This window comes from Xanthomonas sontii (assembly GCF_040529055.1).
Classification (GTDB): domain Bacteria; phylum Pseudomonadota; class Gammaproteobacteria; order Xanthomonadales; family Xanthomonadaceae; genus Xanthomonas_A; species Xanthomonas_A sontii.
In genome coordinates, this window is record NZ_CP132342.1 from 601,136 (window position 1) to 621,422 (window position 20,287).

General features: G+C 69.4%; 11 protein-coding genes. 4 read left to right on the plus strand and 7 right to left on the minus strand.

What is annotated here, in order from left to right:
- Nucleotides 1–72: 72 nt before the first annotated feature.
- Genes RAB70_RS02685 through RAB70_RS02695 form a run of 3 tightly spaced genes read right to left on the minus strand, consistent with a single transcriptional unit; the run spans nucleotide 73 to nucleotide 3,562 of the window.
- Nucleotides 73–1,803 carry a cation acetate symporter gene (locus tag RAB70_RS02685; RefSeq protein ID WP_017915353.1) on the minus strand — a complete coding sequence of 577 codons (1,731 nt, stop codon included), beginning with the start codon at nucleotides 1,801–1,803 and terminating at the stop codon, nucleotides 73–75.
- Nucleotides 1,800–2,117: a DUF485 domain-containing protein gene (locus tag RAB70_RS02690; RefSeq protein ID WP_017908353.1), complete on the minus strand. Its 318-nt coding sequence runs from the start codon at nucleotides 2,115–2,117 to the stop codon at nucleotides 1,800–1,802. The genes RAB70_RS02685 and RAB70_RS02690 overlap by 4 nt, the downstream gene beginning before the upstream one ends.
- A 32-nt stretch (nucleotides 2,118–2,149) precedes the next feature.
- Nucleotides 2,150–3,562, minus strand: coding sequence for a DcaP family trimeric outer membrane transporter (locus tag RAB70_RS02695; RefSeq protein WP_148829618.1), 1,413 nt, complete (start codon nucleotides 3,560–3,562; stop codon nucleotides 2,150–2,152).
- 215 nt (nucleotides 3,563–3,777) lie between these two features.
- Here RAB70_RS02695 and acs point away from each other — a divergent pair, with 215 nt between their 5' ends.
- The 3 genes from acs to mntP all read left to right on the plus strand — a co-directional run bounded on the left by acs (nucleotide 3,778) and on the right by mntP (nucleotide 7,736).
- Complete coding sequence (acs, locus tag RAB70_RS02700) at nucleotides 3,778–5,721, plus strand: acetate--CoA ligase (protein ID WP_148829619.1); 1,944 nt, start codon at nucleotides 3,778–3,780, stop codon at nucleotides 5,719–5,721.
- Nucleotides 5,722–5,872: 151 nt separating this feature from the next.
- On the plus strand, nucleotides 5,873–6,538 hold the full coding sequence (locus RAB70_RS02705; protein WP_010342764.1) for a response regulator transcription factor: 666 nt from the start codon (nucleotides 5,873–5,875) through the stop codon (nucleotides 6,536–6,538).
- Between the two features lie 622 nt (nucleotides 6,539–7,160).
- Entirely contained in the window at nucleotides 7,161–7,736 is a 576-nt protein-coding gene (gene mntP / locus RAB70_RS02710; RefSeq protein ID WP_017908356.1) for a manganese efflux pump MntP, read from the plus strand.
- A gap of 79 nt (nucleotides 7,737–7,815) precedes the next feature.
- On the opposite strand, the gene RAB70_RS02715 is transcribed toward mntP, so the two are convergent.
- The 4 genes from RAB70_RS02715 to RAB70_RS02730 all read right to left on the minus strand — a co-directional run bounded on the left by RAB70_RS02715 (nucleotide 7,816) and on the right by RAB70_RS02730 (nucleotide 16,947).
- The gene (locus RAB70_RS02715; RefSeq protein ID WP_225851693.1) at nucleotides 7,816–8,181 is read right to left on the minus strand and encodes a 2OG-Fe(II) oxygenase; all 366 of its coding nucleotides are present in this window, start codon (nucleotides 8,179–8,181) and stop codon (nucleotides 7,816–7,818) included.
- Nucleotides 8,182–8,502: 321 nt separating this feature from the next.
- The gene (locus tag RAB70_RS02720; RefSeq protein WP_148829620.1) at nucleotides 8,503–11,214 is read right to left on the minus strand and encodes a TonB-dependent receptor; all 2,712 of its coding nucleotides are present in this window, start codon (nucleotides 11,212–11,214) and stop codon (nucleotides 8,503–8,505) included.
- A 322-nt stretch (nucleotides 11,215–11,536) separates the two neighbouring features.
- Complete coding sequence (locus RAB70_RS02725; protein ID WP_148829621.1) at nucleotides 11,537–13,393, minus strand: sulfotransferase; 1,857 nt, start codon at nucleotides 13,391–13,393, stop codon at nucleotides 11,537–11,539.
- A 122-nt stretch (nucleotides 13,394–13,515) separates the two neighbouring features.
- Complete coding sequence (locus RAB70_RS02730; protein WP_148829622.1) at nucleotides 13,516–16,947, minus strand: hybrid sensor histidine kinase/response regulator; 3,432 nt, start codon at nucleotides 16,945–16,947, stop codon at nucleotides 13,516–13,518.
- A 716-nt stretch (nucleotides 16,948–17,663) separates the two neighbouring features.
- Here RAB70_RS02730 and RAB70_RS02735 point away from each other — a divergent pair.
- Nucleotides 17,664–20,090 carry an AAA family ATPase gene (locus RAB70_RS02735; RefSeq protein ID WP_148828851.1) on the plus strand — a complete coding sequence of 809 codons (2,427 nt, stop codon included), beginning with the start codon at nucleotides 17,664–17,666 and terminating at the stop codon, nucleotides 20,088–20,090.
- The last annotated feature ends 197 nt before the right edge of the window (nucleotides 20,091–20,287 follow it).

Consider the following 20,287-nt stretch of genomic DNA (forward strand, 5'->3'; position numbering starts at 1 on the left):
CAGACACGACGACGCCGGCACAAGGGCCGGCGTCGCGTGCGGCGTTGGCCGCGTCCTGCTAGGCGCGCGCGCTCAGTGGCCCGACCCGCGCGAGGCGCCCAGTCCGGTCTCGGCGCGGATCTGCTGCGCCTTGAACGCGGCGCGTTCCTTGCCGGCCTGCGCGCTGCGGTCCAGCACCGAGAACAGCCAGATGCCGACGAAGCCGATGGTGACCGAGAACAGCGCCGGCGAGGTGTACGGGAACGGCGCCGAACCGGTCGGGTTGCCCAGCGTATCCACCCACACCGACGGCGACAGCACCGTCAGCACCAGCGAGGAGATCAGGCCCAGGAAACCGCCGATCACCGCACCGCGGGTGGTGCAGTTCTTCCACAGCAACGACAGGATCAGCACCGGGAAGTTGGCCGAGGCGGCGATGGCGAAGGCCAGCGACACCATGAAGGCCACGTTCTGCTTCTCGAACACGATGCCGAGCAGCACCGCGATCACGCCCAGTGCGATGGTGGTGACGCGCGACACCTTCAGCTCCGAGCCCGGGGCGGGATTGCCCTTCTTGATCACCGTGGCGTACAGGTCGTGGGACACCGCCGAGGCGCCGGACAGGGTCAGGCCGGCGACCACCGCCAGGATGGTGGCGAAGGCCACCGCGGAGATGAAGCCCATGAACACGTTGCCGCCCACCGCGTTGCCGACCAGCACCGCCGCCATGTTGGCCGCGCCCTTGCCGCCGTGGATGGTGCCGGTGGCGACGTCGGCGAACTGCGGGTTGGTCAACACCAGGGCGATGGCGCCGAAGCCGATGATGAAGATCAGGATGTAGAAGTAGCCGATCCAGGTGGTGGCCCACAGCACCGACTTGCGCGCCTGCTTGGCGTCGGGGACGGTGAAGAAGCGCATCAGGATGTGCGGCAGGCCGGCGGTGCCGAACATCAGCGCCATGCCGAAGGAGATCGCCGAGATCGGATCCTTGACGAAGCCGCCCGGGCCCATGATCGACAGGCCGGCAGTGGCCGCCTCTTCCGGCGAGGCGCCGCCGTTGGCCGCCACCGCGGTCTTCACCCGTACGCCCTCGGCGAACAGCGCCTCGAAGCTGAAGTTGAAGTGCCACATGATCGCCACGGCCATGAAGGTCACGCCGGTCAGCAGCAGTACCGCCTTGATGATCTGCACCCAGGTGGTGGCGGTCATGCCGCCGAACAGCACGTAGACCATCATCAGCACGCCGACCAGGCTCACCGCCACCCAGTAGTCCAGGCCGAACAGCAGCTTGATCAGCGCGCCGGCGCCGACCATTTGCGCGATCAGGTAGAACAGCACCACCACCAGCGTGCCGGAGGCGGCGAAGCTGCGGATCGCGGTCGGTGCGAAGCGGTAGCCGGCCACGTCGGCGAAGGTGTACTTGCCGAGGTTGCGCAGGCGCTCGGCCATCAGGAAGGTCAGGATCGGCCAGCCGACCAGGAAGCCGATGGCGTAGATCAGGCCGTCGTAGCCATTGGTCATCACCGCCGCGGTGATGCCCAGGAACGAGGCCGCCGACATGTAGTCGCCGGCGATCGCCAGGCCGTTCTGGAAGCCGGTGATGCCGCCGCCGGCGGTGTAGAAGTCCGACGCCGAGCGGGTCTTCTTCGCCGCCCACTTGGTGATCCACAGCGTGCCGGCGACGAAGAAGGCGAACATGCCGATCGCCACCCAGTTGGTCGGCTGCTTGTCGGTCTGGCCGACATCGCCGCCGGCGGCCAGGGCCGCGCCGGCCGGCAGCAGCGCGGCCAGCAGCAGCAGAAGGAAGCGCAGGTGCTTGCTCATTGGCGGGCGTCCTCGAGGATGTCGGCGGTCAGCTGGTCGTACACGGTGTTGGCGCGACGCACGTAGATCGCGGTGATGGCGATGGTGAAGACCATCACCCCGATCGCGATCGGGATGCCGATGGTGGTGACGCCGCTGCCCATTGGCTGGGCCAGGAAGGCCTTGTCGAAGGCGATCAGGCCGATGAAGCCGAAGTAGGCCAGCAACATCAGGATGGTCAGCGTCCAGCCCAGCGCGTTGCGCTGGCGCTTGAGCGCGTGGTACTTCGGATTGGCGTCGATCTTGGCGATCAGCGCGTCGTTGGAGAGGCTCATGAGATGGCTCCGGTAAGTGGCCGCGGCGCGGATCAGAAGCTGTACTTGGTGGTGAACTGCAGGCGGGTGATGTCGCCCTTGGCGCCGCTTTCGATCTCGCGCTTGCCGTACATCAGCTCGGCGCCGATATCGACCTTGGGCAACGGCGAGTAGAAGACGTTGCCGCGGATGCTCTGCACGCTTTTGGTCACGGCCAGGCCGGTGCGCGCGGTGTCGTTGTCGTAGTCGCTGCGCGCGTAGATCAGGTTGGTACGCAGCTTGGGCGAGAACGCGTGGCGCCAGCCGACGTAGCCGGCGACCACCCCGACCGTGTCCAGGTCGCGGTCGGCGGCGTCGTACACCGCGTTCTGGGCGATGCCCAGGCCGATGTAGCGGCCGATGCCTTCGCCGCCGGTGAGCTGGTAGAACAGGCTGTCGCTGTCGCTGGCCACCCACTTGCCGCCCAGGGTCAAACCGCCGGAGGCCTTGCTGGCATCGGCGCCGGTGGCGCGATTGTCGACCTTCTGCTGGCCGACCACGCCGGCGACGCCGAAGCTGCCCCAGTCGCCCTTCCAGCCGTAGCGCACGGTCAGGTCCGGCAGCGCGCCGCGGTCGGAGCTGGCGGTGCTGACCACGCCGGCCACGCTGCGCGTGTACAGCGTGGTTTCCGGATTCTCCAGGGCGATGCTGAAGCCGCCGTTGGTGTAGCGCAGCTGCGCCTGGCGCACGAACACCACGCCGTCGGTGGGGCCGATGAAGTCGGCCGCTTCCGGCAGCGCCGCCGGATCCATGAAGTTGGACCAGGTCTGGCCGGCCAGCCAGTGGTTCCAGTACATGTAGGCGTGGCGCAGGGTGGCGCCGTAGGTGTTGGTGGCGGTCTGGGTGCCCAGCGCGTTGCCGAAAAAGTCCAGTTCCACCAGCGCGCCGGCCTTGTTGCCGCCTTCGGTGACGCTGTCCACGCCGAAGTTGATCCGCGAGAACTTGGCATGCGCGTTGTAGTCGGTGCCGGACTTGGCCCCGCCCACCGGGGTCTGCCCGGGCAGGTACAGCGCGCGGCCGGTGGCGTCGTCGGCGAGCTGGCCGTCGCCGGTGCGGGTGGCCAGGAAGTCGGCCTTGATGAAGCCGCCGACCTTGAAGGTGGTGCCGGGGGTGGCCCCCGGGGTAATGGTGGTGACCTGGATCGGCGCCTTGCCGGCCGGCGGCGCCGGGGGTGGCGGTGGCGGCGTGGCCTGGGTCGAGCGGACCGCGGCGACCTCGGTCTGGGTCTGCGCGATCTGCCCCTGCTGCTGTTGCTGCGCCGACAGCAGTTGCTGCACCTGCCGTTCCAGTTCGGCCACGCGGGTCTCCAGCGCCTGTTCGCGCGCCGAGGGTTTGCCTTGGGCGAAGGCCGCGCCGGGCGCGACCAGGGCCACCAACAGCGCCGCCGCCAACGGGCGACGCGCCAGGGATGCGATGCGGTTGCTCATTACTCCCTCCCGAATAATGGATGGCCGCACGCATGCGCACGGCCGTAGCCCAGCGTGCGCGACCGCACCGGCCGCGCCTATTGGCCATTAGTCGAACGTCGGCTGAGTTACGACCATCGTCTAAGACCCGGCGCGTGTGCGCTTAACGCCGGATGCGGCACACTGCGCGTTGACGCGCCGCCGCATGCGGCGCCCCGTTCATTGCAGAGGGAACCATGGCCGATCTCTATCCCGTCGATCCGCAGTTCGCCGCCCGTGCGCGGGTCGACAAGACCCAGTACCAGACCCAGTACAAGGAATCGGTGGAACAGCCGGAGGCGTTCTGGGGCAAGGTGGCCGAGCGCCTGGACTGGTTCAAGAAGCCGACCCGGATCAAGGACGTCAGCTTCGCCCTGGACGACTTCCATATCCGCTGGTTCGACGACGGCGAACTCAACGCCAGCGTCAACTGCCTGGACCGGCAGCTGGCCACCCGCGGCGACAAGACCGCGCTGCTGTTCGAGCCGGACAGCCCGGACGCGCCGTCCTACCGCGTCACCTATCGCGAGCTTTACGAGCGCGTGTGCCGGCTCGGCAACGCGCTGCGCGCGCTGGGCGTGCGCAAGGGCGACCGCGTCACCATCTACCTGCCGATGATCCCCGACGCGGCGGTGGCGATGCTGGCCTGCGCGCGCATCGGCGCGATCCACTCGGTGGTGTTCGGCGGCTTCGCGCCCAACTCGATCGCCGACCGGGTGATCGACTGCGGCAGCAAGCTGATCATCACCGCCGACGAAGGCCTGCGCGGCGGCAAGAAGATCCCGCTCAAGGCCAACGTGGACGCGGCGCTGAAGCTGCCGGGCACCACCAGCGTGGAGACCGTGCTGGTGGTGCGCCACACCGGCGGCGCGGTGGACATGCAGGCCCCGCGCGACCGCTGGTTCCACGACGTGGTCGACAGCCAGCCGGCCGAATGCGAGCCCGAGCGCATGAACGCCGAGGATCCGCTGTTCATCCTCTATACCTCCGGCTCCACCGGCAAGCCCAAGGGCGTGCTGCATACCACCGCCGGCTACCTGCTGTACGCGGCCTACACGCACGAGACCGTGTTCGACCTGCGCGAGGACGACATCTACTGGTGCACCGCCGACGTGGGCTGGGTCACCGGCCACAGCTACATCGTCTACGGGCCGCTGGCCAACGGCGCCACCGCGCTGATGTTCGAAGGCGTGCCCAACTACCCGAGCGTGTCGCGCTTCTGGGAAGTCATCGACAAGCACCAGGTGACGATCTTCTACACCGCCCCGACCGCGATCCGCGCGCTGATGCGCGAGGGCGAGGCGCCGGTGAAGAAGACCTCGCGCAAGAGCCTGCGCCTGCTCGGCAGCGTCGGCGAGCCGATCAATCCCGAGGCCTGGCGCTGGTACTTTGATGTGGTCGGCGACGGCCGCTGCCCGATCGTGGACACCTGGTGGCAGACCGAGACCGGCGGCATCCTGATCACCCCGCTGGCCGGCGCCATCAACCTCAAGCCCGGCTCGGCGACGCTGCCGTTCTTCGGCGTGCAGCCGGCGCTGGTCAGCGCCGACGGCGAGATCCTGGAAGGCGCCACCGAAGGCAACCTGGTGCTGCGCGATTCCTGGCCGGGGCAGATGCGCACCGTCTATGGCGACCACCAGCGCTTCATCGACACCTATTTCCGCACCTACCCGGGCAGCTACTTCACCGGCGACGGCTGCCGCCGCGATGCCGACGGCTACTACTGGATCACCGGCCGCGTCGACGACGTCATCAACGTCTCCGGCCACCGCATCGGCACCGCCGAAGTGGAGAGCGCGCTGGTTTCCCACCCCAAGGTCGCCGAAGCGGCGGTGGTCGGCTTCCCGCACGACATCAAGGGCCAGGGCATCTATGCCTACGTGACCCTGGTCGCCGAGGAGCAGCCGAGCGAGGCCCTGCACAAGGAACTGGTGGCCTGGGTACGCAAGGAGATCGGCCCGATCGCCGCCCCCGACCACCTGCAGTGGGCGCCCGGCCTGCCCAAGACCCGCTCGGGCAAGATCATGCGCCGCATCCTGCGCAAGATCGCCGAGAACGCCCCCGACCAGCTCGGCGACACCTCGACCCTGGCCGATCCGTCGGTGGTGGATTCGTTGGTGAACGAACGGCTCACGCGCTGACGCGCTACGCGCTACGCGCGTCGGGAATGGGGAATCGAGAATGGGGAATGGGGAGAGCCATTCCCCGGTCGCTTCGAGATCTTAGGCACCCGATGCGCTGCTCTTGCCGTTCCCATTCCCCATTCCCGTTTCCCCACTCCCGGCCTTCCAAATGCCCACCCTGCTGATCGCCGACGACCATCCCCTGTTCCGCGAGGCGCTGCGTGGGGCGGTGCAGCGGGTGATGCCCGGGGTGCAGTTGTACGAGGCCGACAGCGTCGAGGCGTTGTACGCGCTGGCCGATCGCCATGCCGATGCCGATCTGCTGCTGATGGATCTCAACATGCCCGGCGCGCAGGGCTTCAGCGCGCTGGTGCACATGCGCGCGCTGCACCCGCAGTTGCCGGTGGTGGTGGTGTCCGCGCGCGAGGAGCCGACGGTGATGCGGCGCGCGCTGGACCACGGCGCGTTCGGCTTCATCCCCAAGTCGGCCGACTCGGACACCATCGGCCTGGCCCTGGGCACGGTGCTGGACGGCGAGCACTGGGCGCCGCCGGAAGCGCACAACGTGCCGCCCACCGACCGCGCCGAACGCGAGGTCGGGCAGCGCCTGCGCGAACTGACGCCGCAGCAGTTCCGGGTGCTGCAGATGCTCGGTGCCGGCAGCCTCAACAAGCAGATCGCCTACGACCTGGGCGTGTCCGAGGCCACGATCAAGGCGCACGTCACCGCGATCCTGCGCAAGCTCGGCGTCACCAACCGCACCCAGGCGGTGCTGCTGGCCGGCAAGCTGGCCATCGACAGCGACGCCATCGTGCTGCCGCCGGAAGAGGACTGAGCCGCGGCAACGCCTGTCGAAGGCGCGAGCGGTGCGGATGCGACGCGTGCGCGCACGTTGGCCTTGCGCACGCGGCACGCTGGGCGCCTCCTTGTGGGAGGGACTTCAGTCCCGACGCGCCGAACGCTGAGCGCCATTCGCTGCCTTGGGCGCGGCGGAAGCCACCCCACGCAGCGGCGATGCATCGGTAACTGCATGTGGGGAACAGCGGACACATCCGTGGCGCTGTCCTGAAGGAGCGCGCACATTCGCATCCTCACGCTCTACGGCTGAGCGCCATCGCAAGCGACGGTATGGGTGCAAGGACGAGCATCCTCCACGTCTCCAGTGCATTTGCCGTACCGCCGCAGAGCCGTCGCCGATATAGCCGCAGCTATCAAGATAAGCTGCAGGTTCGCGTGCGTTCCAGGGATGTTCGACGCAGTTGGGCGCTGTTAGACTGCGCGTCCCCTTGGGGAGTAGCCTGCTGTCCGCCCTGCGCGGACAGCGCCCGTATCAACAGACTCGGCCGATGCGCCGTGGTACGGGCAGCCAGTTCGGTTGGCGAGACCAGCGGCGAGTGCGCAAGGCGAAGGCCGGGCGCGCGCGCTCGTCGTTGTCGCCTGTCCCGGTACGGTCCCCCATGTCGTTTCTTTCGATTCTCCTGCTCGGCATCGCGATGTCGACCGACGCCTTCGCCGCCGCCGTCGGCAAGGGCGCGGCGATGCAACGCCCGCGCTGGGCCGACGCACTGCGTGCCGGCCTGATCTTCGGCTGCATCGAGGCACTGACCCCGGCACTGGGCTGGGTGCTCGGCCAGGCCGCGTCCAAGTACGTGGTCGCCTTCGATCACTGGATCGCCTTCGGCCTGCTCGGCGCACTGGGCGTGCACATGATCGTCGCCGGCCTCAAGCCGGAGTCCGACACGCCCGAGGAGGCCGCGCCCAAGCGCCACGGCTTCTGGAACCTGGCCGCCACCGGCTTCGCCACCAGCATCGACGCGATGGCGGTGGGCGTCGGCCTGGCCTTCCTCGACGTGAACATCGTCGAGGTCGCGGCGATCATCGGCCTGTGCACGCTGACCATGGTCACCCTGGGCATCATGCTCGGCCGCGCGCTCGGCGCGCTCGCCGGCAAGCGCGCGGAGATCGTCGGCGGCGCGCTGCTGATCGCGATCGGCAGCACCATCCTGTTCGAACATCTGCATGGTGCAGGTTGATCGACGGGGCGCTGGTGCGACCGGGATTGGGGATGTGCGGCGACGGTGCGTGTCCGTCCCGCACTGCCGGCGCCTTGGGTCAGGCCGGCTTGGCAGTGACTTCGAGATAGGTGGACAGGATGTACTTGTCGCCGCTGCGCGGCGGCAGGCCGGCATGCAGGAACATCCAGTACGGCGGGAAGACCAGCAGGCGACCGGCGCGCGGCGCGATCTCCAGGTCCAGGTCGAGGAAGCGGGTGTGTCCGCCCTCGGCCACGTCGTTGAGATACCACAGGAACACCAGGTAACGCCCGGTCTCCGCATCGCAGGCGTCGAAGTGCTGCTGGAAGCGTTCGCCGGCATCGGCGCGGTAACGCTTGATCCGCAGGTCGGCCAAGCGCGGACGCCACGGCACCTCAGCGGTCAGCCCGAGATCGGCGTTGTAGCGGACCAGTGCCGCGCGCACCTGCTCGATGAAGAAGCCCTGGAATGCGGGATCGGCAAGACGGCTGATGTTGAGTTCGGTCCAGGCGCCGTCGTCCAGCCCGGCGCGCTGGCCGGCACCGTTGCGGTTGTGCTGGGCGGAGGTCTGTTCGAATTGCGCGATCAGATGCGCGCAGAAGCCCGGCTACAGCGCCGCGTCGTAGACGCGGACGTAGTGACGCAGGTCGGTGTGGTTCATGCCCATCGGTACCGTTGGCCCCCATAGCAAAACGGCGCGCCCGCATGGACGCGCCGTGTCGCATGCTTCGGTGCCGCCCGCACAGGCGGGCGGCACCGGCTCTACTCAGAAGCGGTAGGTGGCCCGCATCCAGTAGTAGCGGCCGAGCGTGTCGTAGGTGCTCACGTCGGTGTTCGCGTTCAACACGTTGTTCTGGTACATCATCGGCGGCTGCTTGTTGGTCAGGTTGTCCACGCCCAGATCCAGGCGCAGGTTGGCCCCGGCCATGTCGTAGCCCACCTGCAGGTTGTGGTACATGTAGCTGCCGTAGTCCAGCACCACGCCCTTGAACGCCGCATCGGCGGACATGTTCTGGCTCAGGTCGCCACTGCCGACCTGCATCTTGCCGATCCAGCGCGTGGTCCAGCTCGCGTCCCAGTTGCCCAGCTTCCAGCCGAGCAGGGCATGCGCGCGCCAGTGCGCGTAGTTGCCGTAGGACGAGTTGTAGCGTCCGGCCATGTGCACCACCGTGTCCCCGGTGTCGATGTCGTAGCGGTGCAGGTAGGTGCTGTCCACGGCCACGGTGAACTTGCCGTAGTCGGTGTCGGGCAGCGCGTAGCTCGCGCCCAGGTCGATGCCCTGGGTGTTGAGCTTGCCGATGTTGACCACAGGCGTCTGGATATGGTCGATGTTGCCGGCGCTGACGGTACCGGCAGCGTAACGGTGGATGTAGCTGCAGTACGGGCTGTTGTCATCGTTGTAGCAGAGGTCGGCCACGGTCTGCGCGGAGATCGGCTGGATCAGGTCGTTGAGCTTGACCTTCCACCAGTCGAGATTGACCGACAGGCCCGGCACGTACTCGGGGCTGTAGACCAGGCCGTAGTCGAACGAGGTGCCCTTCTCCGGCTTGAGCTGGTAGCCGACATACGTGGCGCCCGACTTGATCGCGTTGGTCTGCGACAGGCCTGTGCCGCTAAAGCCGGCCGGCACGCCTGCGCAGGCGTTGGCATGGCCGCTGCCGCTATAGCCGACGCACGGATCGATGAAGTTCGGCGCGTCTGCGGTCGGGCCCTGGTAGATGTCGGTGATGGTCGGCGCGCGGAACACCTGCGCCGCCGTGCCGCGCACCATCAGGTCGTGGATCGGCCGCCACTCCACCTGGAACGAGGCGCTGTTGTTGCCCGAGCGCACGCTGCTGTAGTCGGAGTAGCGGTCGCTCAGGGTCAGGTTGAGCGCGCCGATCGGCGAGGACTGCTCCAGCACCGGCATGAACAACTGCGCGTAAGCCTCCTTGACGTTGAAGCTGCCGCTCAGCGGCGAGGAACAGGCTTCGGAAGAGACCGCGCAGGTGTTGTCGCTGTTGATCAGCGCATTCGCCGACACGGTGGAGTTCAGGCTCTCCTTGCGGTACAGCGCGCCCACTGCCAGCTGCGCGGCACCGGCCGGCATCTCCCACAGGCTGCCGTTGGCGCTGGCTTCCCACTGCCGCATGATGGTGGTGGTTTCCTGGCGCGGAATCGATTCGTTGCTGTTCAGCCAGGCGACCGTGGCCGGGCTGCCCTGGTCCAGGATGTTGACCTGCCCACTGTTGATCGCGTTCTGCAACGCGGCGTAATCGACGTAGCCGTGGCTCCAGTTGCGCTGGCGGTAGTGGCCGTAGTTGAAGTTGGCGTCCCACACCCAGCTACTGTCGCCGATGCCGCCCTTCAGGCCGATCACATCCTGATCGGTGGCCGTGTCGTAGAAGCCTTCGCGCTGGCCGAGCGAGGTGAAGCGCGTCTGATACTCGTAGCCGTTGGGGCCGAACTCCACGCCGAACGGGTTGTACGGATTGTTGGCGGCGACGGTGATGCCGTCGTTCTGCGCGTCGAGCGGCAGCGGCGCGATCGCGAAGTTGGACATGGTGTGGTTGTGGTAGGCGTTGACGTACGCCTGCATCGAGTCGGTGATGTTGAAGCTGCCGAGCACGAAGCCACCGACGCGCTGTTGCGGCGTCAGCAGCAGGTTCTGCGCCTCGTAGTTGTACGAATCGGCCGAGGAGCTGTAGCACTTGTAGCCGCCGTTGCCGTTGCCGGTCAGCGCGCCATCGGGCTTGCAACCGTTGGCCGCCAGAGTCGCTGCCGGCAGCTTGTAGTAGCCGGTCGGGGTCCGTGCGGAACCGCCCTTGTAGACGCTGCCGCTGGACAGGTACATCGCGTACTTGGAGAACGCGCGGTTGGCGGTAGAGACGTCCTTCTGCTTGTTGTAGTCCAGGCCGACCACCACGTTGCCGCGGTCCCAGGTCTTGCCGAAGGTGAAGCTGCCGCCCTGGCGCGCGCCGTCGCCGCGGCTGGTCTGGCCGTAGTTGGCAGAGACTTCACCGCCTTCGAAGTTCTTGCGCAGGATGAAGTTGACCACGCCGCCGATGGCGTCGGAGCCGTACATCGCCGAGGCGCCGACCTTCAGCACTTCGACATGGTCGATCATGTTGGCCGGGATCGAGTTGACGTCGTTGTTCTGGATGCGGTGGCCGTCGATCAGGATCAGCGTGCGCTCGTCGCCGAGGCCGCGCAGCGAGATGGTCGAGGCGCCATCGCCGCCGCCGTTGTTGACCTGCGGGTTGGTCGCGGCACCGGCGATGCCGGGCAGCGCCTGCAGCAGGTCGCCCAGGGTCTGTTTGCCGCTCTGCTGGATCTGCTGGCGATCGACCACGGCGACCGGGCTGGCGGTCTCCACATCCACGCGGCGCACCAGCGAACCGGTGACGGTGAGCTTGTCCAGGGTCACCGGCGCGTCGCCGGACGCGGACGCCGCCGGCGTGGCGCTCTGCGCATAGAGCGTGGCGGGAAGCGTCGCCATGGCCAGGCAAACGGCGTGAGCGAGTCTGTTCTTTGCTACGGACATCGGGAAGACCTCATGTGATGTGCGACAAGCGCCGGCTGCACGCAGGCGCGAACCATCCCGGGCGCGGAAACGCGCGGCGGGTGAAATGGATGCCTCGGGCCAGCGGTCCATTACAGGACCGTCAGGCACTTGTTAGTTTTTTATAAGAAGGGTGTTGTTTCGGTGTGCCAACGTGCGCCATCCCCTGACAAAAACACCGCTTCAAGCGCGGTACAGCGCACGCTGCGTTCTTGCCGTTCAACCAGCAGACGGGAACGGTTCAGACAACACGCAACACTCAGTCGACGCGGTAGTCCCAGCGTCGCAGGAACGGCTGCAGCACCGGCAGTACCGGTGCGAAGGCGTCGCGATAGGCGTGCCAGCGGTCCAGGGCCTTGCGGTTGATGCCCTCCACCACCTGCGCGTAGCTGGGCGTGCTGATGAAGCCCTTGGCGCGCGCGTGGCGCTGGAAGTCCAGCAGCCGCTCCGGCTGCTGCAGCTGCAGGAACTGCCCCAGACGCGCCACCTGCGCCTGCGGATCGGCCACCAGGTCCTCGTAACGCAGCTCCAGCGCGCGCGGCTGCAGCAAGGCGGCGTGGTAGAGCCAGAACTCCATCGCGTCGGCATAGCCGCGCGCCAGCCGCGGCAGGCTGGCACACAGCAGGGCGAAGGCCGGCGAGCGGAACGCCTGCATGTAGCAGCTCAGCAGCACGTCGCAGGGATGGCGCAGCGCCAGGATCACCGGCGCCTCCGGGAACAGGCGCCGGATCAGCGGCAGGCGCAGCAGGTTCAACGGGTTCTTGTCGACCAGGCGCTGGCCCGGCTGCAGCTGCACCACCCCGCGCACCGCCTGCCAGTACTCGGCGCGCAGCGCGTCACAGGCGGCATCGTCGAGCTCGCCCAGTCCGTCCGGCCAGGCCACGCCGCGCGCCTCCAGGCGGTCGGCCAGTCCCTGCAGGAACGGCCGCTCGTCCATCGCCATCAACTGCGGGTGGGCGTCGAGCATCTGTTCCAGCAAGGTGGTGCCCGAGCGCGGGAAGCCGACCACGAAGATCGGCGAGTCGGCCATGGCCGGCGCGGTCACCGGCCGCGCCGCGGCATGGCGTGCCGGATCCCAGCGGGCCTGCGCGACCGGCAACGGCGGTGCGTCCGCCACCGCCAGCTCCGGCACCAGCGCGGCGAGGCCCTCGACCTGGCCGGCATGGCCCTGCGCGCAGGCATGCAGCGCTTCGTCGTGAAGGCCGAGACGGTCGCAGACCCGCGCCAGGGCGAAGAACAGGTTGCTCTGTTTGCGCCGGTCGACCGCACTGCCATCGGCCAACAGCCCGCGCAGCAGCGCATGCGCCTGCTGCCAGTGGCCCTCGCGCATGGCCAGCACCGCCAGCGCGTTGCTGGCGTCCTGGCGCACGTCCGGGTCGTCGATGCGCTCCGGCGGCGGCAGCTGCGCGGCGGCCTCGCGCGCCTGCGGCAGGCGGTTGGCGCGCTCGAGCACCAGCACCAGCCGCGACCAGGCCCGCGCCGGCTGCGCCATCGGTCCCTCGGCGCAGGCGCGCAGCAGGGCGCAGGCGGTGTCGGTCTCGCCGCCCTGCGACAACAGCCAGGCCAGTTCCACGGTGGTGTCCGGATCCAGCGGCGGCCACTGCCGCCAGTCGGCGATCAGCGCCTGCACGCGCTGGAAGTCGCCGCACTCATGGCAGGCCATCGCCGCGTGCACGCACAGCGGCGGCGCCTGCGGCGCCAGCGCGTGGGCATCGAGCAGGTGTTCGCGGGCCGCGGCGTAATCGCCGGCGTCCATCGCCAGCAGGCCGAGGTTGTGGTGCGGCAGCGGATCGTCCGGCGCCAGCGCGCGGGCGCGCAGATAGGCCTCGCCTGCCGGGCCGGGGTCGCCGGCCTCGCGCAGCGCCGTGCCGAGGTTGTTCCAGTGCGCGACCTCGTGCGGCTCGCGCTCGGCCAGCGTGCGGTACACGGCGGCGGCCGGCGCCGGCTGGCCCTGCATCTGCAGGCTCATCGCCAGCAGACTGCTGGCCAGGACATCGTCGGGGCGCTGCCGCAGGTAGGCGCGGGCACCGCGTTCGAGGGTCTGCGCCTGGCCGGCCTCCAGCGCCGCCAGCAGGTCCGGGAGCGGGGGGATCGCGGTGTCGTCCAGGGAGGTCATGCGCAGGCGGGTCGTGGGCGGCCCTCCACCTTAGCCGCCCGCCCGCGCCGTGCGCCACGCCGGTCGCGCCGACGGCTGCCACACAACCCATACATTGCTGTTACGAAGGCGCGCGACCGCTCCTAGATCGGATCGTGGTAGGCGGTGAGGAAGGCGCGCAGCGAGGCCGGCTTGACCGGCTTGGTCAGCAGCCGGTAGCCGCGCTCGCGGGCCTGCAGCTTCAGTTCGTCGCGGCCGTCGGCGGTGAGCAGCGCGCCGGCCACCGGTCCGGGCATCGCCGCGCGCAGCGCATCCAGGGTCTCCAGGCCGTCGAGCCGGTCGTGCAGGTGGTAATCGACCAGCATCACCTGCGGTGCGCACGCGGCCTGCGCCAGCGCGGCGTCGACGGTGCTGGCGCAGATCACCTCCACCTGCCAACGGCCGAGCAGCGCGCGCATGCCGTCGAGGATTTCCTGATCGTTGTCCACGCACAGCACGCGCAGCCCGGCCAGCGAGTCGGCCGCGGCCGCTGCGCGTGGCGCGCGTTGCAGCGCCTGCGGCGGTGGCGCCGCCCGCGGCACGGTGATGGAGAACATGCTGCCGTGGCCGACGCGGCTGCGCGCATCCAGGTCGTGGCCGAGCAGGCGCGAGATGCGCTGGCAGATCGACAGGCCCAGGCCCAGGCCCTGCTCGCCCCAGTCGAACGGCTGCTGGTAGCGCTGGAACTCGTCGAAGATCTGCTGCATGTGGTGCGGCGGAATGCCGGGGCCGGTGTCCCAGACCTGCAGTTCCAGCGCCGCGCCGCGGCGGCGCATGCCCAGCACGATGCGGCCCTGGCGGGTGTAGCGCAGGGCGTTGGCGAGGAAGTTCTGCAGCACCCGGCGCAGCAGCCGGCGATCGCTGCGCACCCACAGCGGGCGCGCGTACACGTGCAGGCGCAGGCCGCGGCCGGCGGCGATCGGGCTGTACTGCGCGGCCAGTTCGCGCAGCAGCAGGCCGGCATCCACGTCCTCGATGGTCGGGCGCAGGCCGCCGGCATCCAGCCGCGACACGTCGAGCAGGCCGTCGAGCAGTTCCTCGGCCGCGCGCAGCGAGGCGTCCACGCGCTCGGCCAGATGCCGCTGCTCCTCGTTCTGGTGCGCATCGCGCAGGGCCGAGGCGAACAGGCGTGCGGCGTTGAGCGGCTGCAGCACGTCGTGGCTGATCGCGGCCAGGAAGCGGGTCTTGGATTGCTGCGCCAGTTCGGCCTCGCGCGAGCGATCGGCCACGCGCTGCTCCAGGGTCTCGTTGGCTTCGAGCAGCGCCTGCTCGGCGCGCTTGTAGTCGGTGATGTCGTTGTAGCTGGTGACGTAGCCGCCGCCTGGCAGCGGCTGGCCGCGCATCTCGATCACCTTGCCGTCGCTGCGGGTGCGTTCGAACACGTGCGGGGTGCCGGCGCGCATGTGCGCGATGCGGCGGGCGATCTGGTCCTCCACCTGGCCGCCGCCGAGTTCGCCGCGCTCGGCGTTGTAGCGGATCAGGTCGGCGACCGGCCGGCCGACGTAGAGCATGCCGTCGGGATAGCCGAACATCTGCTGGTAGCGGCGGTTCCATGCGGTCAGGCGCATCGCCGGATCCACCACGCTGACCCCGGCGCTGATGTTCTCCAGCGTGGTGGACAGGATCTCGCGGTTGAAGCGCAGCTCCTGCCCGGCCTCGTCGAGCACCGCCACCACCTCGCCCAGGTCCATGCCCGAGCCGCGCAACAGGCTGGTCAGCACCAGACGCGCGGAGGCCGCGCCGATCGAGGCGGCGAGCAGGCGTTCGGTGAACTGCACCCAGACGCGGTCGGCCACCGCCGTGGGCTGCGGCTCGCGGCCGAGCAGTTGCGCCTGTTCGGCGAAGGCGCGGCGGGCATGGCGCTCCCCAACCATGCGCTCGGCCAGCGCCTGCAGGTCGACCACGCGCACCTGCCCGAGCCAGTCGCCGGCCACCGCCGGGCGCTGCGAGTACGGCTCCAGGAACGGCGCCGCGCGCAGGCGCTCGTCCAGGCCCGGGCGCCAGCGCGCAGACACCAGCATCATCGTGCCGACGTTGACCAGCAGCGACCAGAACGTGCCGTGCGCCAGCGGATCCCAGCCGCTCATGCCGAACAGCTGCTGCGGGCGCAGCCAGGAGATGCCGAACGGCCCGTCCAGCAGCCACGCCGGCGCCAGCCAGCCGGCCTGGGTCAGTGCCGGCAGCAGCAGGGTGTAGATCCAGGTGGCGAAGCCCAGCACCATGCCGGTCTCCACGCCCTTGCGGCTGGCGCCGCGCCAATACAGCCCGCCGATCACGCCCGGCGCGAACTGCGCCACTGCGGCGAAGGCCATCAGGCCGTAGGACGCCAGCGTGCTGTCGTTGCTGCTGCTGCGGTAATAGCCGTAGGCGATCAGCGCCAGCAGCAGGATCGCCAGGCGGCGGATCCACAGCACCTTCGAGGCCACGTCGGCACCGGCCGCCTGGTGCCCGCGGCGGCGCAGCAGCACCGGCATCACCAGGTCGTTGCTGATCATCGTCGCCAGCGCGATGCTGGAGACAATGACCATACCGGTGGCGGCGGAGAACCCGCCCACGTAGGCGACCAGCGCCAGCGCGGTGCGGCTTTCGGCCAGCGGCAGCGCCAGCACGATGCTGTCGTCGGCCACGTCGCCGCCGCCGAACAGCGCGATGCCGGCGGCTGCGATCGGCACCACCATCGCCGAGATCAGCACCAGGTACAGGCCGAACAGCCAGCGCGCCTTGCGGATGTCGCCGACGTCGCTGCACTCCACTACCGCCACGTGGAACTGCCGTGGCAGGCACACCAGCGCCAGGAAGCTGAGCAGGGTCTGCGAGATGAAGCCCACCGGCGGGGTGTTCTGGAACAGCGTGCGTGCCGACGCCATCACCTGGCCACCGTCGCGCACGGACAGCCACACGTAGGCGAACACGCCCACCGCCACCATCGCCAGCAGCTTCACCACCGACTCCAGCGCGATCGCCAGCATCATGCCGTGGTGGTGCTCGGTGGCATCGACCTGGCGGGTGCCGAACAGCGTGGCGAACAGCGCCATGCCCAAGGCCACGTACAGCGCCGGGTCGGCGTAGAACGGTGCACCGGCGCTGGACTGGCCGCTGAGCACCTGCAGGCTCATCGCCACCGCCTTGTACTGCAGCGCCAGGTACGGCACCACGCCGACCAGGGCGATCACCGCCACCAGCGCGGCCAGGCGCCGCGAGCGGCCGTAGCGCGAGGAGATGAAGTCGGCGATGGACACGGTGTTCTCGCTGCGCGCGATCAGCGCCAGGCGCTCGACGATGCGCCAGCCGAACAGCAGCATCAGCAGCGGGCCCAGGTAGATCGGCAGGTAGCCGGCGCCGTTGCGCACCGCGCTGCCGACCGCGCCGTAGAACGTCCACGACGAGCAGTACACGGCCAGCGCCAGGCTGTACACCGCCGGCCGCAGCCACGGCCGCTCCGGGTACAGCGGACGGCGATCGCCCCACCACGCCACCGCGAACAGCAGCGCCGCATAGCCGACCGACACCAGCAGCAGGATCCAACTGGAAACCAAAGGCTAGCCCCCATGACGATGCGTGCAGTCTAGAGGGTGCGATGCGTTTCCGCGTAGCCGGGAGTTCGGCTCGCTGCGTCTCGCTTGGGCTGCGTGTGCACCGGGTTGGGCGCCGCGAGGCAGGTGAGGCGGCTGCGCCTACACGCAAGCGCTCCCCCCAACGGCGAGCACGGCGCTTCTCGCCTCTTTTCCTGCGCCCCCTTTGCACGCAGCCCAGTTAAGCAGAATCACCGCTCGGTAGCGGTGCGGCATCCAATGTCCGCGGCAGACGCAGGCATGCCGCTGGCTCTGCTTCTGCTTCTGCTTCTGCTTCTGCTGTTGATTTGTAGGGCACTTTTAGCGCTGCAGCCACGGCAAGGCAGAGCTTTCGCCTTGCGGCGAGTTACTTTTCTTTGCTTGTGCAAAGAAAAGTAACCAAAAGAAAGCACACCCTGCCTCGCGCCCTCCGCGCTAACGCGCTCCGGGTCCGCGTCCAGCCCGGGGATCCGCGGAAGGGGCATCCTGCCCCTGCCGCGGACGGCGCACATCCATGTGCGCCGCCCCTTCGGGGTTTTTCCCCACGCTGGCCGCCGCTTCGGAAGGGAACCCGATAAGGCAAAGGCAACAACCAAAGCAACCGCACCAGCAAGGGCAATCCAACCTGCAACCAGCCACAGCAGCCCCACCGGCGCTCGGGCTAAGATGCGCGCGGTGACCACCTGCGCCCGCTCCCGCTGATGTCCGGCATCCCGGCCGCCGTGCCGACGCCCCCGCCGTCGCTGCAACAGCAGACGCAGCGCCTGCTTGCGCAGGTGCAGCAGGCGCAGTCGCGCCAGGCGCAGGCCGATGCGGATATCGAGCGGCATCTGCCGGCGGTGGACCAGGCCGTGGCCGCGATCCGGCGCCGGTTCGCTGCGCACGCCAGGATCGCGGCGCGGGCGGCGGTACGGCGCGAGCGCCGCCGCGCCTGGGGACCGGCGCTGCTGCTGCGACCGCTGCTGCCGGACTGGCGCTGGCGCGCGGCCTTGATCGGCATGCTGGTGCTGGTGCTGCCGTGGACCAGCGCACATTGGCTGGGCGAGACGCGCAGCTTCCTGGTCTGGTGGCGCCAGGTCGGCCTGCACGGCGATGGCGGCCTGCTGCTGCAAAGTCTGCTGCCCTCGCTGCTGGCGTACGGTCTGCTGGTCGTCATCGGCGCGCAGTTGCTGGCCTGGCACCACAGTCATGTCGAGCGGCGCGCGCTGCGGACGTTCGCACGCATGCCGCTGGCGCTGGTGCAGGTGGCCGATGCCGCGCAGCACGATCCAGGATCGACGTATCCGGTGACCCGGGCGCCGTGGCCGCAGCGCGCCCTGCACAGCCGTTGGACGATGTCGGCCACGCATGGCGATCTGTCCGGTGCGCGCCTGCTGGCCTTGCACGACGGCAGCGAGGACCCGCGCCTGCAGGCGCTGATCGTGCTGCCCGATGCCCGCCATGCAGCGGCCCTGATCCTCCTCGACGCCGATCTGGCCGCCGACGCTGCGCCGTCGCTGCAATCGCTGGCGCTGGCACTGGCCGAAGACGCCGCCGTCGATGTCGCACCGATCGCTGCGCTGCACGACCACGTGCAGGCCTGGGAGGTCGCGCGCGGCCAGCAACGCGCGCTGCAGCAGCGGCTGCAGAGCCTGGATGCGGTGCAACGGCACTGGGCCGACGTCGCCCTGCCCGACGCCACACTCGACCAGATCCTGAAACTGGTGGACCTGTTCGTGTCCGGGCGCCAGCCGGCGCCGAAGGGCATGCTCCTGCACGGGCCGCCGGGCACCGGCAAGACCCTGATCGCGCGCAAGCTCGCGCGTCATGCCGGCTGCCATTTCGAGGCGCTGGGCGTGGCCGACCTGAAGGCCGCGCACGTCGGCCACACCGGCCCCAAGGTGCAGGCGATCTGGCAGCGATGCCGCGAGCGCGCGCCGGCGATCCTGTTCATCGACGAATGCGAGAGCGTGTTCGCGCGCCGCGGCGGCGCCGACAGCGACAGCTTCGGCGCCGAACTGGTGCAGACCTTTCTCGCCGAGTGGGACGGCTTCCATGCCGCGCACGGCCAGGTGCTGGTGATCGGCGCGACCAATCGCCCGGCGCTGCTGGACGACGCGATCCTGTCGCGCTTCACCGCCAGCATCGCCGTCGGCCTGCCCGATGCCGCGGCGCGCGCGCGCATTCTCGGCGCCGAACTGCGGGGTGCCGGTTTCGCGCTGGAGCCGGACGCGCAGGCGATCGCCGACAGCACCGGCCTGTCCGGTCGCGACCTGCACACGCTGGTCGCGCGCGTCGCCGCCGAGTGCGTGGACGGCACGCTGGACAACGCCACCCTGCTCGCGCACCTGCGCGCGCTGCGTGGCAAAGGTTCCACTGCCGTCGCCACGCTCGGCTGGGACGACATCGTGCTGCCGGCGGCCACGGTCGAGGAGTTCGTCGGCCTGGGCAAGGAGTTGCGCAATGCCGAGACCCTGGCCACGCTCGGCGTGCCGGTGCCGCGCGGGATCCTGATGGTCGGCCCGCCGGGCACCGGCAAGACCCAGGTCGCACGGATCCTCGCCAGCCAGTCCGGGCTGGCCTTCATCGCGCTGAGCAGCGCTGACCTCAAGGCCGGCTACCTCGGTCAGTCCGGCCAGCGCGTGCAGGCGGCGTTCGAGCGCGCGCGGGCGCAGGCGCCGTGCATCGTGTTCGTCGACGAATTGGACATCGTCGCGCCGGCGCGCGGTGCCGACGGCGACGACGCCTTCACCCGCGAGATCGTCGGCCAGCTGCTGCAGGAACTGGACGGCGTCGCCAGCCACGCGGGCCAGGTGTTCCTGCTGGCCGCCAGCAACCATGCCGCCGCGATCGACCCGGCATTGCTGTCGCGGCTGGATCGGCAGATCGTCATCGCCCTGCCCGACCACGCGGCGCGCGTCGCCATCGTCACGCGCCTGCTGCGCGGCAAGCCGCTGGACCTCGATGCCGACGCTGCGGCGGCCTGGGTCGCCGAGCGCAGCGAAGGCCACTCCGGCCGCGACCTGCACAACTGGATCAGCCGCGCGATGCGTCGCGCCGTTCGCCGCACCTTGCAGCACAGCGACGATGCGTCCGGCACGCGACTGCAGTGGGACGATCTGGTCGAGACGGCGAACGTGACGATGTAAACACCTCGCGGGAAGAGCCAAGCACGGGGTGCGGAACCAGGAGTGCCGGCTGGAGTCCCTGTGGGAGGGGCTTCAGCCCCGACGCCAGGATCCACACAGAACCCAGTTGCCACGGCGCACATCTCAACAACAGCGCAAGACCCAGTACAGAAGCGCTGACGTCCACACAACGTCCACGCTGGCATCATGCGGGCGAC